Origin of the sequence: Spirosoma oryzicola, from assembly GCF_021233055.1 — a bacterium.
Taxonomy (GTDB): domain Bacteria; phylum Bacteroidota; class Bacteroidia; order Cytophagales; family Spirosomataceae; genus Spirosoma; species Spirosoma oryzicola.
On sequence record NZ_CP089538.1, the window covers coordinates 3,915,224 to 3,930,162 of the forward strand.

Here is a 14,939-nt window from a genome sequence, read left to right on the forward strand (position 1 = left end):
GAATCAGCAAACTATCCGTGCTTTCAACCGTTCTGATAACAGTATTTTTCCTAGTTCAGCCATCATGATTCGCCCTCTGCTCCTAATTAGTCTCGCGCTGGCCTGTAGCTGTCAGAATCGTTCGTCCAATGAATCCGCAGCCACTCAGTCGACCAGCCCATCCGTTGCTCCTGACACGCTGTGCTTTCAGCAAATTATGGGGCGAGATACCACAACCCTTCGCTTGATCACGCATGAAGCAACCGCAACCGGATTCCTGGACATTAACCCCTACGAGAAAGACCGGGCAAAAGGATCGATTCAGGGTACGGTCAAGGGTAACCAAATTCAGGCAACCTGGGACCGGTCTGGCGAAGGCGTAACACAACGCCATGCGCTCGACTTTACGCTCAAAGCGGATGCCATCACCTGGTACGAAGGCGAACGGGTCGAAAAACAGGGTGTATGGGTATTGAAAGAACCCAACAAGGGCTACGCGTACGTGCTGACAAAGACCGACTGCCCCTGACCCCCGCTCCTACGCCACCTTACAGCTTACGCCGTCCATCGCTTCCAACGCCCGAAGAAATGTGTTAGCCGGAAAAACTTTTAACGTCCGCGACTGTAAACTGACCTCAAGGCGTTCGGTAGGATCGACAACATTGAGCGACAACGTACAGGTACCCGGATGCGCATTGACCAGTTCATTGATCTGAGCAATCAACTGGGCATTCAGCACATCGAGTGTCAGCGACACCTTGATTTCTTTGCAGAATTTTTCGCGCATGTCGTTCAGCAAACGAATATTCGTGGCCTTAAACTCCAGCTGATCAGAGTTCCAGCGATTCTGCGTTTTACCCGTGATGTGCAGGAAGCGACCAACATCGATATACTGACCCATCCGCACATAATCGTCACCGAAGAGGGCTAGTTCTACCGCCGTGCTGTAATCTTCGATCTTAAAAATGCAGAACGGGTTACCGTTTTTGGCGATCTTCGTTTGCATCGACGACACAATACCCGCTACCTTGATTTCGGGCGACTTGACTTCAAAAATCTTGTCTAACGTGCAGTTGCAGAAGCCATCGAGTTCGAGTTTGAATTCGTCCAGTGGGTGCCCCGTGATGTAGAAACCGACGACATCTTTCTCGAATTTAAGCTTTTCGATCTGGTTCCACTGCGGTACGGTCGGTGGTTTAGGGCGGCTGAGCATGGGTTCACCTCCCATCATGGCACCAAATAGCGACTGTTGAGCGGCTGCTTTCTCGGTATGGTAATTGTTGGCGTAACGAATAATTTTCTCCAGAAAAGGCGATGTATCGCCTTCGCCCAGATCAAAATATTGCGCCCGGTGGTATTCGTCAATGCTATCGAATGCGCCCGCGTAAGCCAGCGATTCCCACGTTTTTTTATTGACGGTGCGCAGATTAACCCGAATGGCAAAATCGAAAATATCCTTGTACGCCCCACCGGCTATTCGTTCTTCGATAACGGCTTCAACGGCGGCATCACCCGCTCCTTTGATACCACCAAGTCCAAACCGGATTTCGCCTTTCTGGTTTACGCCAAACACGCGCTCCGATTCGTTCACGTCGGGGCCGAGTACCGGAATACCCAGGTTTTTACACTCTTCGAGGAAGAACGTAATTTTTTCAATGTTGCCCAGGCAGCTCGTCAATACGGCAGCCATGTATTCCGACCGATAGTAGGTTTTAAGGTAAGCAGTCTGGTACGCAACGAAGGCGTAACAGGTTGAGTGCGACTTGTTGAAGGCGTACGACGCAAATGCTTCCCAGTCCGTCCAGACTTTCTCGCAGGTTTTCAAATTCAGTTTGTTGGCCGAACAGCCATCCATGAATTTGCCCTTCATCTTGTCAAGCGTCGCGCGGTCTTTCTTACCCATCGCTTTCCGCAGTACGTCGGCGTCCCCCTTCGTGAAGTTGCCGAGCTTCTGCGACAGCAGCATCAGCTGCTCCTGGTATACCGTAATGCCGTACGTATCCGCCAGAAACTCTTCCATTTCGGGAAGGTCGTATTTGACTTCTTCGCGACCGTGCTTGCGGTTGATGTAATTCGGGATGTATTGAATCGGACCCGGACGATACAGGGCGTTCATGGCAATGAGGTCCTCAAAGCGGTCAGGCTTCAGGTCCTTCATGTGCTTTTTCATTCCGTCGGATTCGAACTGGAAAATCGCATTGGTTTCACCCCGCTGAAACAGTTCGTACGCTTTCGGATCGTCCAGTGGAATGTCGTCGATACCGGTTTCGACACCATTGACGAACAAACCGCCGTGGTTTTGCTTGATAAGCCGCAGACACTCCTTGATGATCGTCAGGTTGCGCAGCCCCAGAAAGTCCATCTTGATAACGCCCGCGTCTTCAATGACTTTTCCTTCGTACTGCGTGATGATCAGGTTGGTATCTTTCGAGGTCGAAACGGGTACGATGTTCGATAAGTCGTCGGGGGCAATGATGATTCCCGCAGCATGGACGCCCGTGTTCCGCACTGTACCTTCCAGCCGACGCGCCTGTTGCAATACGTTCTGCACTTTCTCGGTATCGATCAGCTTCATGGTTCGACCCACGTTCTGATCGCCCGATTCCAGCGCCCGCATTCGTCGCACATTCTCAACCTCCTCCGGCTGAATCACGTTGGCTAGTCCGCCGGGGCCGTCGATAGGATCTTCGAAAATCCGACGGAGGGTCATGTTGTAGGTCGGCTTGTCGGGTACAAGCTTGGCCAGCGCGTTGGCATCCGACAAGGGTAGGTCCATTACCCGGCTCACGTCTTTAATAGCCGATTTGGCCGCCATCGTACCATAGGTAACAATAGCCGCTACCTGCTGTTTCCCGTACTTATCAACTACGTAGTCAATTACCCGCTGACGACCTTCATCGTCAAAGTCAGTATCAATATCGGGCATTGACTTCCGGTCGGGGTTAAGGAACCGCTCGAACAGCAAGTCGTATTTAATGGGGTCAATGTTGGTAATACCGATGCAATAGGCCACGGCGCTTCCGGCGGCACTTCCCCGACCAGGACCCACCATTACGCCCAGATCACGACCAGCCTTGATGAAATCGGCCACGATAAGAAAGTACCCGGCAAAACCCATTGTCTTGATCGTAAACAATTCGAAGTCAAGGCGCTCCTGGGCGGTCTGATCAATGTCACCCCAGCGTTCTTTGGCACCGGTATAGGTCAAGTGCTTGAGGTACTCCCACTGGTTGGCAACGTCGTCGGTATGAATCTGAAACTCCCTTGGGATCGGGAAGTTGGGCAATAAAATGTCACGCTTGAGCTTCAAGACTTCGACCTTATCGACAATCTCGTTGGTATTGTCGATGGCTTCGGGCAGGTCATGGAACAGCGTCGTCATCTCCTGCGTGTTCTTGAAATAGAACTGATCGGAGAAAAACGCAAAGCGCGTATTTTTAGGCATTGCTTCATCGTCGTTGAATTCCTTCATCGACGGTGTGCTTTGCTTCTCGCCCGTGTTCACACACAGCAGAATATCGTGGGCAACCCAATCGTCACGGTCAACGTAGTGCGAATCGTTCGACGCGATGATCTTGACGTTGTATTTGCGGGCGAGCTTGACCAGCACTTCGTTGGCTTTGATCTGGTCAGGAATCTCATGCCGCTGTAGCTCAACGTAATAATCTTCACCAAAGCGGTCGAGCCACCATTTGAATTCGGCTTCTCCGGCTTCTTCGCCTTTTTTAAGGATCGTTTTCGGCACGATGGCCCCGATGCAGCAGGTCGTTGCAATCAGCCCTTCCTTATACTTGTCGATTAGTTCCTTGGTTACCCGTGGATACTTGCCGTACAAGCCTTCCATGTACCCCAGCGAGCAAAGCTTCGCCAGATTTTTGTACCCCTGCGGGTTCTTCGCCAGCAGCAGCTGGTGATACCGAATATCTTTTTGCTCTTTGGTGAACTGCTTACGCGTATGGTCCTCTACCACGTAAAACTCACAGCCAACAATGGGTTTGATCCCTTGCTTGCTCGCTTCGGCCACAAACTCAAAAACGCCGAACATATTACCATGATCGGTGATCGCTACGGCGGGCATATTGTCACCTTTAGCCTTCTTAATCAGCTTCTTGATGTCAGCCTGCCCGTCGAGCAGCGAGTATTGAGTGTGGGTATGGAGATGAGAGAATTGCATAACTGGTCCGCAGATTACTGGGTTAAAAATAGCCACATTACACGGGTAACAGGCAACGATGAGCGCAGAATTTTAGAAAGATTCTGCTAATGGACTGATTGACAACCGCGTGTAGATAACCACATCATACCCCAAAAAAATTCACCCCACCGGTAGCCAGTGAGGTGATTTTAACCAGAGCAATCTCGTTTTCTGCGTGACGACAACGCGTGGCGGCAACAGGCTTTACCAGCCCGTCCGTTGACCAGCGTTTTCGAGGTATTCCTAAAAACTCCCGATTTTGTTCTTGGATTCAGTTCGTTGCCTGTTCAGGTTCAGTAGCCTTCGTCAGTAACCAGATAATAGGCCCGGCTTTCGGTCTGCTGGTTAGCCGTCTGAACCGTTACGGTCAACCATTCCACATGACTGTAGTCGTTGAAAGGAGCACTGTGGCTCTCCGTAACCTGCCCATTCTGTTCGCTCACTTGTTGCGTGATAGCGGCTATGGCTTCTTCCCGGGAGGAGAAACTACCCAGCAGATCACCCAGTTCAAGACCCGTTTCTTCATCAGGCAATTCTCCATTAAGACTGGAAATGGGCGATTCCGGCAATGCTACGGCCTGAAAACCGGGGTTTGCATACAATTCGATGAGCATATTACTGAACGATTGATATTCGATTGTGTGAGGTGCCCGTCGGGCCTGGTGTAGCCTACTGGCTCCATTAACAACTCAGCAGACAAAAGAGTGTTAGTAGAATTGGTTCATAAATCAGAAATTCTGGTCTTCTATTCAAAAGATAAGTCAGCTAGTAACTCCTTGCCAATTGAGGGACGACAAGAAGCCCCAATCTATCATAAATCGACAATTTATTGATTCATGCGATGGACTAACGTTCGTATAAGTTCGTCAGCATGAGTTGTATAACCACCCTTTTTCCACCGTAACGTATTTGGATGGCAGATTTGATACGTGTGCGTAGGTAATCTGCCTGTGGCAATAAGTTGATCTCCCACTACTTTTGGTCTGAATAGTACATTATAGTACATTCTCATAAGCTCAGTAATCTGTTTAGATACTTTACAAATCGGCAGACAACGCTTACGGTCGTCAAAACGAATGAACACAACGGGATTATAGCGTTTGGCTCTGTCGCGATCGGACAGCAATCTACCCTTTTTTGGGCGTCTATATACTTGACAAACACGGCACGGCGTTTGATAGAAAACGTTTCGATACAACCCACATAGTCAATCATGAATACTCAACATACTTTCCGGTCAGTCCGTACGTTGCTGATAGTCGCATCGGTCGTCGGCTCGTTAACGACTGCCTGTAAGAAATCTTCATCGGATCCTGATGTTGACCCCCGCGATCAGTACGTCGGTACATACAACGGAGGTGATCGGGGTTACCAAAGCATCATCACCATCGGTTCGATACCACTGAATGCCGAATACGGCGCGGCTAGTATCATCGTTACAAAAGGCTCCGGTTCAAAAGAAATTTATATCGAAGCACCGCAGCAATCGCTCAAGGTAACCGCAGAACTGAACGGCAGCGATTTTACGGTAATCGACAAATCCAGTAGCCAGATTTTTATACCACCCAACAATACCTACACCGGAAGCTATCAGGCAACGGGTGTGTTTGGTGTCGATCAGGCAACGGGAAAAAACTCAGTTGCCCTCAGGGCCACAACCCAAACGCTGGAAAAAGGAACGTCCATCAGCCGGTCTGAACTCTTCACTGGCTCACGAAATTAATTATCTTCGTACCGGTTCCTAGATCCGGTTCTTCCATGAAAAAAATCATCCTGACCGGCCTGATAGCCGGTCTTTTTTTGTCGTCCTGGGCGCAATCAACGCTCCCACGCTCTACCGCTACTCAGGCTATTGCTAAGCAGACGATCTTGCAGGAAGCCTCGGCCGAATCCGTCGGTATGAGTACCACCCGACTGCAACGAATGGATGCTGTTATCAACGATTACGTTGCCCAAGGTCGTCAGGCGGGGGTGGCCGTGCTGGTTGCGCGCAATGGCAGAATTGTCTACCACAAAGCGTACGGTCAGGATGACATTCGAACGAAAACGCCCCTCAAACGCGACGCTATTTTTCGCATTGCGTCGCAGACCAAAGCAATCACGAGTATCGGCCTGATGATGCTGTTCGAAGAAGGAAAATTTTTGCTCGATGACCCGATTTCGAAATACATTCCGGCCTTTAAGAATCCTAAGGTGCTGGACAAGTACAACGAGAAAGATACGACCTACACGACGGTTCCGGCCAAGCGCGAGATCACCATTCGTCACCTGCTGACACACACCTCCGGCATTAGTTACCCCAGCATTGGCACCAAAGAAGCTGTCGCGATTTACGCTAAAAAAGACATTCCGAGTGGTATCGGGGCACCCGGCGGTACGCTGGCCGAAGCCATGAACCGATTGGCCTCGCTACCTTTGATTCATCAACCCGGCGACCGCTGGACTTACGGCTTGAGTGTCGACGTTGCTGGTTATTTGATCGAACTGCTTTCCGGTCAGACCCTCGACCAATTCCTGCGTACCCGGTTGTTTGAGCCGCTAGGTATGAACGATACCTATTTTTACCTGCCTGCGCAAAAGCAGGATCGCCTGACGAACTTGTACACCGAAGACTCTAGCACCAAAGTACGGCTGCTCCCATCGCTTAACGGGATTTCGGCTGACTATCCAACGCAAACCGGGACATATTATTCGGGCGGGGCGGGTCTTTCGTCTACCCTGTACGATTACGCTATTTTTCTGCAAATGATGCTGAACGGTGGTGAGTATAACGGCAAACGTTTCCTTAGCCCAACGACAGTACGATTGATCACAACCAATCAGATTGGCGATCTGAATCAGGGAGCCAACAAGTTCGGCCTGGGCTTTTCCATCACCTCCGAACGCAGCGCGACTCGCTTACCCGTTTCGCAGGGCTCGTTCGATTGGGGCGGTTTCTTCGGCACAACGTATTGGGTTGATCCGAAAGAAGGCATTGTTGGTTTACTCTACACGCAGAAAGTACCGAACAGCTACGGTGACCTGAACGATAAATTCAAAGTGCTGGTCTATCAGGCGATTACCCAGATGCAGGAAAGATAAGTTCACCAAGCGCCGTGATAAGCAGAACGGTAGGAATCAGGCATTGGCTACTTTTCCGGTTATGAAATACGCTCTGACCCTCTCTTTTCTGTTACTGATTCAACTGGTCCGCGCTCAATCGGCGGATGAAAAAGCGGTACTTGATGCCGAAAAGCAGCGTTTCGATGCGCAGGTTAGCAAGAACTACGCCGTGCTCGAGAAAGTACTTAGCAACGATCTTGTTTACACGCACTCACACGGCGGCAGCGATACCAAGCAGTCGTATATTCAGTCGATCCGCGATGGCAAGTCGAAGTACGATGCAATCGACATGGAAGAACACAAAGTACGCATTTACGGCAATACAGCAGTCATTAATGGTGTATGTATGGTCAAAGCGGTCAGCAATGGCGAAACGATCAACACACACTTACGCTACACCGACGTGTACGTACGCAACGGCAAACAGTGGCAGATGGTCGCCTGGCAGTCGCTCAAGCTACCAAACTGATTTTTGTACCAGGCGCTGGTCGGCTCAGTAAAAAAACAAGCCGACTAGCGCCTGATGATTACTCTACTTTTAGGTACTCCCGCAATTCGACGGCATCGATAGGATTCATGCGTCCAGCCAATACCAGCCGCAATTGCCGACGTCGTAACGCGCTGGCGTAACGCTCTTTTTCTTCATCTGTTTCCGGAATTACCGCTGGCACTTCGATGGGTCGTCCACTCTGATCCACCGCTACAAAGGTGTAAAAGGCGCTGTTGGTGCTGACGCGTATCCCCGCCGGAATGTCTTCGGCCCATACTTCAATAAACACCTCCATTGACGAGCTGAAGGCCCGCGTCACCTGCGCTTTCATCGTGACAATATTGCCCAGCCGAATCGGTTCAGCGAATGACACATTATCGACCGAAGCCGTCACGACAATACGATTTGAATGTTTTTGCGCGGCAATGGCGGCCGCAATGTCCATGAAGTGCAAAAGTCGCCCTCCCATCAGGTTATTGAGCGTATTGGTATCGTTGGGAAGTACCATTTCGGTCATCACCGTCATGGACTCACGGGCAAGTTTGGGTTGAGGCATTTGTTGAATAAGCAATTATTCTACAAACCAACGATCTAAAACCCAAACGGGCAAATGGACCTAATACCGGTTATGCCTAAAGCCTGGTATTAACCCGTAAAGAACCGCCTACGAGTCAATCCATATGTGCGACAGAAATCGTATATTTAGACAATAACACTAAAGAGTAAGACAAAACCTATGGAGCGTTTAGTCGATTACTTTGAACACATTCCATCGCTGCATCGAAGCCTGATTCTGGTAGGGGGCATTGCGATTTTCTGGCTGATCGAAAGTGCAGTTCCCTTGTTCAACTTTTCTCTGACGGGGTCAGGCTACCGAAAAATTCCGCACGCAGGCATCAATATTTTCTTTACCCTTACGACGGTTCTAGTCAATTTTCTGCTGGCATTTCTCTTGTTACGCACCAGCGACTGGACCATTCGGCATCAGGTTGGTTTACTTCAATGGCTCTCCTTACCCTTGTGGGCTGAAGCACTTATCGGGCTGCTGTCGCTGGATTTAATTGGAGCCTGGCTACCCCACTGGGCTGAACACAAAGTCAAGTTTTTGTGGCGATTTCATGTAATTCACCACACAGACCCCTACGTCGATACAACCACCGCCAACCGCCATCACCCTGGCGAAAGCATTATCCGCTTTGCGTTTACACTACTGGCCGTGTTACTTGTCGGTGCTCCAATGTGGCTTGTTTTTCTCTACCAGGCTTTATCAGTACTCTTATCTCAATTTAACCACGCAAACATAGAGCTGCCGCGCTGGGCCGACCGGTTGTTAGGACTGTTCATTGTCACTCCGAATATGCATCACGTCCATCATCATTACGTTTTACCAGTTACGAACACCAACTACGGCAATATTTTTCCGTATTGGGATCGCCTGTTTGGTACCTACTACGAAATGGCGGGCAAAGACATAAAGTACGGTATTGACACGCACCCGGAGTCTCACGAGCACTCTCAGGTTGGCAGTTTGCTGAAAATTCCGTTCAGCAACTATCGTCCGCCCGTAGGTGAGCCGCCACAAGGTTAGGAAGAATTTCAGCATTAAGTCTAGTAACAGCCAACCTAGCAAATTCGGAACTAATCGCCCTGAAAACGGTTTATGTGAGAGAAACAAGTTAAACTTAATAAACAGATTTCACTCATGGCAGCAGGATCACATGCCGTCGAAGCGACCGATGCGAACTTCAACGAACTGATTAATTCCGATAAGCCGGTTTTGGTAGATTTTTGGGCCGAATGGTGCGGTCCTTGTAAAATGATCGGCCCAGTTGTGGAGCAACTCGCTGGCGAATATGAAGGCAGAGCTGTTGTAGCTAAAATGGACGTTGACCAGAACGCCCAAATTCCTGCTAAATTCGGTATCCGCAGCATTCCTACGTTAATGGTGTTCAAAAACGGTCAGTTGGTCGATAAAGTGATCGGTGCCGTTCCCCGCAACGTTCTGGAACAGAAATTACAGGCAGCCATTGAACCAACCACGGTTTAATCGCCCCAATAGATAAAGCGAAACCCCGGCTGAACGTTCAGCCGGGGTTTTGCTTTGTTGGTGGTGTCGGTTTTGAGAAACCGACACCACCATACGGTTTAGTCAGCACAGTAGACAAGCCTCCATTATTAGAGATGAATAGCTCGTCGCGGTATCGGTTTTGAGAAACCGACACCACTGCTGGTTGACCTTATACCAACATCCGCATTGGATCTTCGAGCAGTTGCTTGAACGTTTGCAGGAAAGCCGATCCGGTTGCGCCGTCAACGACACGGTGGTCGCAGGAAAGCGTTACCTTCATCACGTTGGTTGGCTTCACCTCACCATTTTCAACCTTAACGGTTTGTTTGATAGCACCTACGGCCAGGATACACGAGTCAGGTGGGTTGATGATCGCGGTGAATTCTTCAATGCCGAACATACCCAAGTTCGAGATCGAGAACGTGCTTCCCTCCCAGTCTTTTGGCTGTAGTTTTTTGTCCTTCGCTTTACCAGCCAGGTCTTTCACTTCGCCCGAGATGGTCGACAGCGTTTTCTGATCGGCGTTACGAACGACCGGTACTAATAAACCTTCGTCAACGGCTACGGCTACGCCGATGTTGACGTATTTATATTTCCGGATTTTATCACCCAACCACGATGAGTTTACGTTCGGATGTTGTTTCAAGGCCAAAGCAGCGGCTTTGATCACGAAATCGTTGAACGACACTTTCACCGAGCTAACACCATTGACCGTAGTACGCAGGTCCATCGCCTTGTCCATGTTGATTTCCATGGTCAGGTAGAAGTGTGGAGCCGTGAACAGGCTTTCGCTCAACCGGCGCGCAATGGTCTTACGCATCTGGCTAACAGGCACATCTTCGTATTCACCCTGCGGTTGCGGAGCGGCAGGCGACGGCTGTGGTGCCGCAGGTTGCGAAGCAGCGGGAGCAGGCTGTGCAGCGGGGGCAGGTTGTGCCGGAGCGGGTTTAGCCGCCGGAGCGCTCGGTACGAATGACTCAACATCGCTCTTCACAATGCGTCCTTCGGGACCTGTACCACGCACCTGTGCCAGATTGATTCCTTTTTCCTCGGCAATGCGCTTCGCCAGTGGCGACGCTTTCATACGACCGTTCGATTCGGGGTTGCTTCCTTCGCCACCACCGTACGACAGATCGGTATCCGCATCCGCTGGAAGGTCGGCTTGCGGATTTTGTTCGGCTGTCTGCGAACCACTTTCACCGGTATCAGCCTGCTGACCACCGGTTTGCGGAGCGCCACCGCCATCTAACAGCACTTTAAAATTGGCTCCTTTTTCGCCTACTACGGCAATGATGTCGTCTACAGCAACGGAAGAACCTTCTTTTACGCCAACGTACAGCAGTGTACCTTCTTCGTAAGCTTCCAGATCCATCGTGGCTTTATCCGTTTCGACTTCAGCCAGAATATCGCCCGATTTGACGGTATCGCCTTCTTTCTTATGCCAGGCTACGATGGTTCCTTCGGTCATCGTATCACTCATTTTAGGCATACGAATAACCGATGCGTTAACGCTTTCTGCCGGGGCTGCCGATACCGCTTTAGGATCGGGCAAGTTGGTTGACGTTTTGCCACTGGCTCCACCACTCGGTGCTGGCGCGGCTTCATTCGAAGCGGGTTTGGCTTCTTCTTTCGGCGCGGCTGCTTCCTGGCTACCACCACTTGACCCGTTGAGAAGTGCTTTGTAATCTTCTCCATCGGCTCCGATAATGGCCAGAACGCCGTCTACCGGTACAGATGCACCTTTTTCTACGCCGATGTACAGCAATGTACCTTCTTCGTACGACTCAAGGTCCATCGTTGCCTTATCGGTTTCGACTTCGGCCAGCACATCGCCGGATTTTACTTTATCGCCCACCTTCTTGTGCCACTCCGCAATGACGCCTTCGGTCATTGTGTCGCTCATCTTGGGCATTCGGATTAATTCAGCCATATCCAGCTAGAGGTAAATATCAAATTGTAAAAAGACCGGACGAGCCTGCAAAGACAAGCAGCCCCAGAGTTGTGAGCCGCCGTTGCAGTTGAGGGTCAAAATTAAGGGAAAGGACCCTATGTTGTATCGTCAGTTAGCGTTTTCTCTATTAACTAGTAATAAAGGCATTTCGTTATAGTACCAGAATTACGGCTCAGGGCACCCTTCGCATTAGGGACTTATTCTACCCACAAGACCAGCCCTTTCAGATAGCCACCTTCCGGATGGAACAGACTAACAGGGTGGTCGGCGGGCTGGCTCAGGTGATGCAACACGCGCACCTGCCGCCCCGCTTCGATAGCCGCAGCTACGATGGTGTTGTAAAACAATTCCCGGTCAACAACCTGTGAGCAGGAGAACGTAAACAGGATACCACCTTTAGCAACCCGCCGTAACCCCTCAGCATTCAGGCGTTTATAACCCTGCACGGCCCGGTGCCGCGCCGACAGGCTTTTGGCGTAGGCGGGTGGATCGAGGACAACGACATCGTACTGATGATCATGGCCTTTCAGGTAATGCATCACATCTTCGGCGTACGCCTGATGCTTGTCTGTTTCCCCAAAGTTAGCAGCCACGTTTTGATTCGTCAGATCAATCGCTTTCTGCGAAACATCGACCGAATGGACCAGACTGGCTCCAGCCTCAAGGGCATACACGGAGAATCCACCCGAATAACAAAACGCATTCAGCACTCTTTTTCCGTGGGCATACTGGGCCAGCAACTGACGATTATCGCGCTGATCGAGAAAGAAACCGGTTTTTTGTCCCGTAATCCAATCGACCAGAAACGTGCTGCTATTTTCCTGCACGGGATGTGGTACGGGTGTTCGACCGTACAGATAACCATTCATCACACTCGCTCCGTACTCGTCAGGCAACGTGTCGGCACTTTTATCGTAGACCGCCTTTAGTTCGTCGCCGAATACGTTTCTTAGCGCTTCGGTAATCAACTGACGCTCGCGGTGCATACCGATGGAATGCGCCTGCAACACCGCCACGCCATTATACATATCGATAATCAGTCCCGTGCACCCATCGCCTTCGCCGTGAACGAGCCGATAACAGTTTGTTTCTCCCGTAACAATCGCCTGTCGGATGCTACGGATATGGGTCAATTTATTTGTCCAGTAAGGAACGTCGGGCGTTACAGGGCCACCGGCGGTTGCGCCAAACGAGAAAATGCGGATAGCAATGCTGCCATCGTGGTAATGTCCGCTGGCCAGATAATGCCCTTTCCGGTCATACACTTCAACCACATCACCATCTTCGGGATTACCCTCATAGCGCCCAATAGCCCGCGAAAATACCCACGGGTGAAATCGCCGGACGGCCTCGTCGCGTCCAGCCTGTAGATATATTTTAGTAAATGACATTCGTATTCGAAAAACACCGCAAAGATACATCAGTGTTTTTTGCCATTCACCAAGGTAATCTGTGCAGATCGTATATTCCTGTGTTATAAGCGACAATCGCCGGAAACAAAGAAGCCTCCATGTTTCCACAGAGGCTTTCTTGTTAGTCAAACAACTATCTTATTAACCAACACTTCCTTCCAGACTGATCGCCAGCAGCTTTTGTGCTTCTACGGCGAACTCCATCGGGAGTTGGTTCAATACTTCTTTTGCGTAACCATTGATGATCAGTGCTACGGCCTGCTCGGTTGGAATACCACGCTGGTTGCAGTAGAACAACTGGTCTTCACCGATTTTCGACGTGGTTGCTTCGTGCTCTACCGTCGCCGATGGATTGTTTATTTCCAGGTATGGGAACGTATGCGCACCACATTTATCACCCAGCAGGAGCGAATCGCACTGAGAGTAATTACGAGCATTTTCGGCCCGTTTCAGCACTTGCACCAGACCCCGGTAGGAATTCTGACTCTTACCCGCCGAAATACCTTTCGATACAATCCGGCTCTTGGTGTTCTTACCAATGTGGACCATTTTGGTACCCGTATCAGCCTGCTGCATGTTGTTGGTAACAGCCACCGAATAGAATTCACCAATCGAGTTGTCGCCTTTCAGGATCACCGAAGGGTATTTCCAGGTGATGGCCGAACCGGTTTCAACCTGCGTCCACGAGATTTTGGCGTTTGGACCCTCGCAGATACCGCGCTTGGTCACAAAATTGTAAATCCCGCCTTTACCGTCTTTGTCGCCCGGATACCAGTTCTGAACCGTCGAGTATTTGATTTCGGCGTCGGCGTGGGCGATCAGTTCAACGACAGCTGCGTGCAGTTGATTTTCATCCCGCATCGGCGCCGTACAGCCTTCCAGGTAGCTGACGTACGAACCTTCATCGGCAATGATCAGCGTCCGCTCGAACTGCCCGGTTCCGGCGGCATTGATCCGGAAGTAGGTCGAAAGCTCCATTGGGCACCGAACGCCTTTGGGAATGTAGCAGAACGAACCATCGGTAAACACGGCGGCATTCAAGGCTGCAAAGTAGTTATCCTTGGCCGGAATAACCGAACCCAGGTATTTCTTCACCAGTTCAGGATGTTCGTGAACGGCCTCTGTGATCGAGCAGAAAATGATACCGCGCTCGGCAAGATCTTTCTTGAACGTCGTCGCTACGGATACCGAATCCATCACGGCATCAACAGCCACCCGAGGAAGCTCCCCGGCAGGCGCATCAACTACGCCTGTAAGCCGCTTCTGTTCGCTCAGCGAAATACCCAGTCGATTGAATGTGTCGAGCAGTTCAGGGTCAATCTCGTCAAGGGAGTTAACCGCTTTCTTCTGCTTCGGCGCTGAATAGTACTTAATGGCCTGATAATCAATTTTGGGATATTTGACGTTAGGCCAATGGGGTTCGGTCATTTCCTGCCATAGCCGAAACGCCTTCAACCGGTCTTCGAGTAACCAGTCTGGCTCGTTTTTCTTGGCGGAAATAAAACGGATCGTGCTTTCGTCAAGGCCCGCAGGGGCTTCGTCGGCTTCGATCAACGTCTCGAATCCATATTTATATTCAGCGTTGGTTATGCTTTCTAAAATGTCAGCGTCCTTGCTCATAGTCTCGGTTAGCCGCGTGGTTTTTTGCACCGTTGCGTTGTATTTTTAACAAAAGGCCAGGTGGGTATGTTCCGGGCAGGTTGGACAAATATCGGAAACTTTCCGTTATTTCGAGCAATCCC

The 14,939-nt window shown here is 50.5% G+C and carries 12 protein-coding genes; 6 read left to right on the plus strand and 6 right to left on the minus strand.

The window, feature by feature from the left end; translation table 11 throughout:
• Positions 1-64 precede the first annotated feature (64 nt).
• Entirely contained in the window at positions 65-508 is a 444-nt protein-coding gene (locus LQ777_RS16535; protein WP_232559038.1) for a hypothetical protein, read from the plus strand.
• Positions 509-517: 9 nt separating this feature from the next.
• Here the strand turns inward: LQ777_RS16535 and dnaE are convergent, their stop codons facing one another.
• Both dnaE and LQ777_RS16545 read right to left on the minus strand, forming a co-directional pair.
• Positions 518-4,153, minus strand: coding sequence for a DNA polymerase III subunit alpha (gene dnaE / locus LQ777_RS16540; RefSeq protein WP_232559039.1), 3,636 nt, complete (start codon positions 4,151-4,153; stop codon positions 518-520).
• Positions 4,154-4,467: 314 nt separating this feature from the next.
• Positions 4,468-4,788: a hypothetical protein gene (locus LQ777_RS16545; protein ID WP_232559040.1), complete on the minus strand. Its 321-nt coding sequence runs from the start codon at positions 4,786-4,788 to the stop codon at positions 4,468-4,470.
• Positions 4,789-5,387: 599 nt separating this feature from the next.
• Here LQ777_RS16545 and LQ777_RS16550 point away from each other — a divergent pair.
• The 3 genes from LQ777_RS16550 (at position 5,388) to LQ777_RS16560 (ending at position 7,745) form a co-directional block, all read left to right on the plus strand.
• Positions 5,388-5,897 carry a hypothetical protein gene (locus LQ777_RS16550; RefSeq protein WP_232559041.1) on the plus strand — a complete coding sequence of 170 codons (510 nt, stop codon included), beginning with the start codon at positions 5,388-5,390 and terminating at the stop codon, positions 5,895-5,897.
• A 35-nt stretch (positions 5,898-5,932) separates the two neighbouring features.
• Positions 5,933-7,255, plus strand: coding sequence for a serine hydrolase domain-containing protein (locus tag LQ777_RS16555; protein ID WP_232559042.1), 1,323 nt, complete (start codon positions 5,933-5,935; stop codon positions 7,253-7,255).
• Positions 7,256-7,316: 61 nt separating this feature from the next.
• On the plus strand, positions 7,317-7,745 hold the full coding sequence (locus LQ777_RS16560) for a nuclear transport factor 2 family protein (protein ID WP_232559043.1): 429 nt from the start codon (positions 7,317-7,319) through the stop codon (positions 7,743-7,745).
• A 58-nt stretch (positions 7,746-7,803) separates the two neighbouring features.
• On the opposite strand, the gene LQ777_RS16565 is transcribed toward LQ777_RS16560, so the two are convergent.
• Positions 7,804-8,322 carry an acyl-CoA thioesterase gene (locus tag LQ777_RS16565; protein WP_232559044.1) on the minus strand — a complete coding sequence of 173 codons (519 nt, stop codon included), beginning with the start codon at positions 8,320-8,322 and terminating at the stop codon, positions 7,804-7,806.
• Positions 8,323-8,502: 180 nt separating this feature from the next.
• Between LQ777_RS16565 and LQ777_RS16570 the strand changes: the two genes are divergently transcribed.
• Together LQ777_RS16570 and trxA are read left to right on the plus strand one after the other, a co-directional pair.
• Positions 8,503-9,354, plus strand: a complete 852-nt coding sequence (locus LQ777_RS16570) for a sterol desaturase family protein (protein WP_232559045.1) — start codon at positions 8,503-8,505, stop codon at positions 9,352-9,354.
• A 114-nt stretch (positions 9,355-9,468) separates the two neighbouring features.
• Positions 9,469-9,813 (plus strand): thioredoxin, encoded by a 345-nt coding sequence (gene trxA / locus LQ777_RS16575; protein WP_232559046.1) that lies wholly within the window; start codon positions 9,469-9,471, stop codon positions 9,811-9,813.
• A gap of 190 nt (positions 9,814-10,003) precedes the next feature.
• Here the strand turns inward: trxA and LQ777_RS16580 are convergent, their stop codons facing one another.
• The 3 genes from LQ777_RS16580 to sufB all read right to left on the minus strand — a co-directional run bounded on the left by LQ777_RS16580 (position 10,004) and on the right by sufB (position 14,817).
• Entirely contained in the window at positions 10,004-11,764 is a 1,761-nt protein-coding gene (locus LQ777_RS16580; RefSeq protein WP_232559047.1) for a pyruvate dehydrogenase complex dihydrolipoamide acetyltransferase, read from the minus strand.
• A gap of 218 nt (positions 11,765-11,982) precedes the next feature.
• Positions 11,983-13,176, minus strand: a complete 1,194-nt coding sequence (locus tag LQ777_RS16585; RefSeq protein WP_232559048.1) for a class I SAM-dependent rRNA methyltransferase — start codon at positions 13,174-13,176, stop codon at positions 11,983-11,985.
• Positions 13,177-13,338: 162 nt separating this feature from the next.
• Positions 13,339-14,817, minus strand: coding sequence for a Fe-S cluster assembly protein SufB (gene sufB, locus LQ777_RS16590; protein WP_232559049.1), 1,479 nt, complete (start codon positions 14,815-14,817; stop codon positions 13,339-13,341).
• Positions 14,818-14,939: the final 122 nt, after the last annotated feature.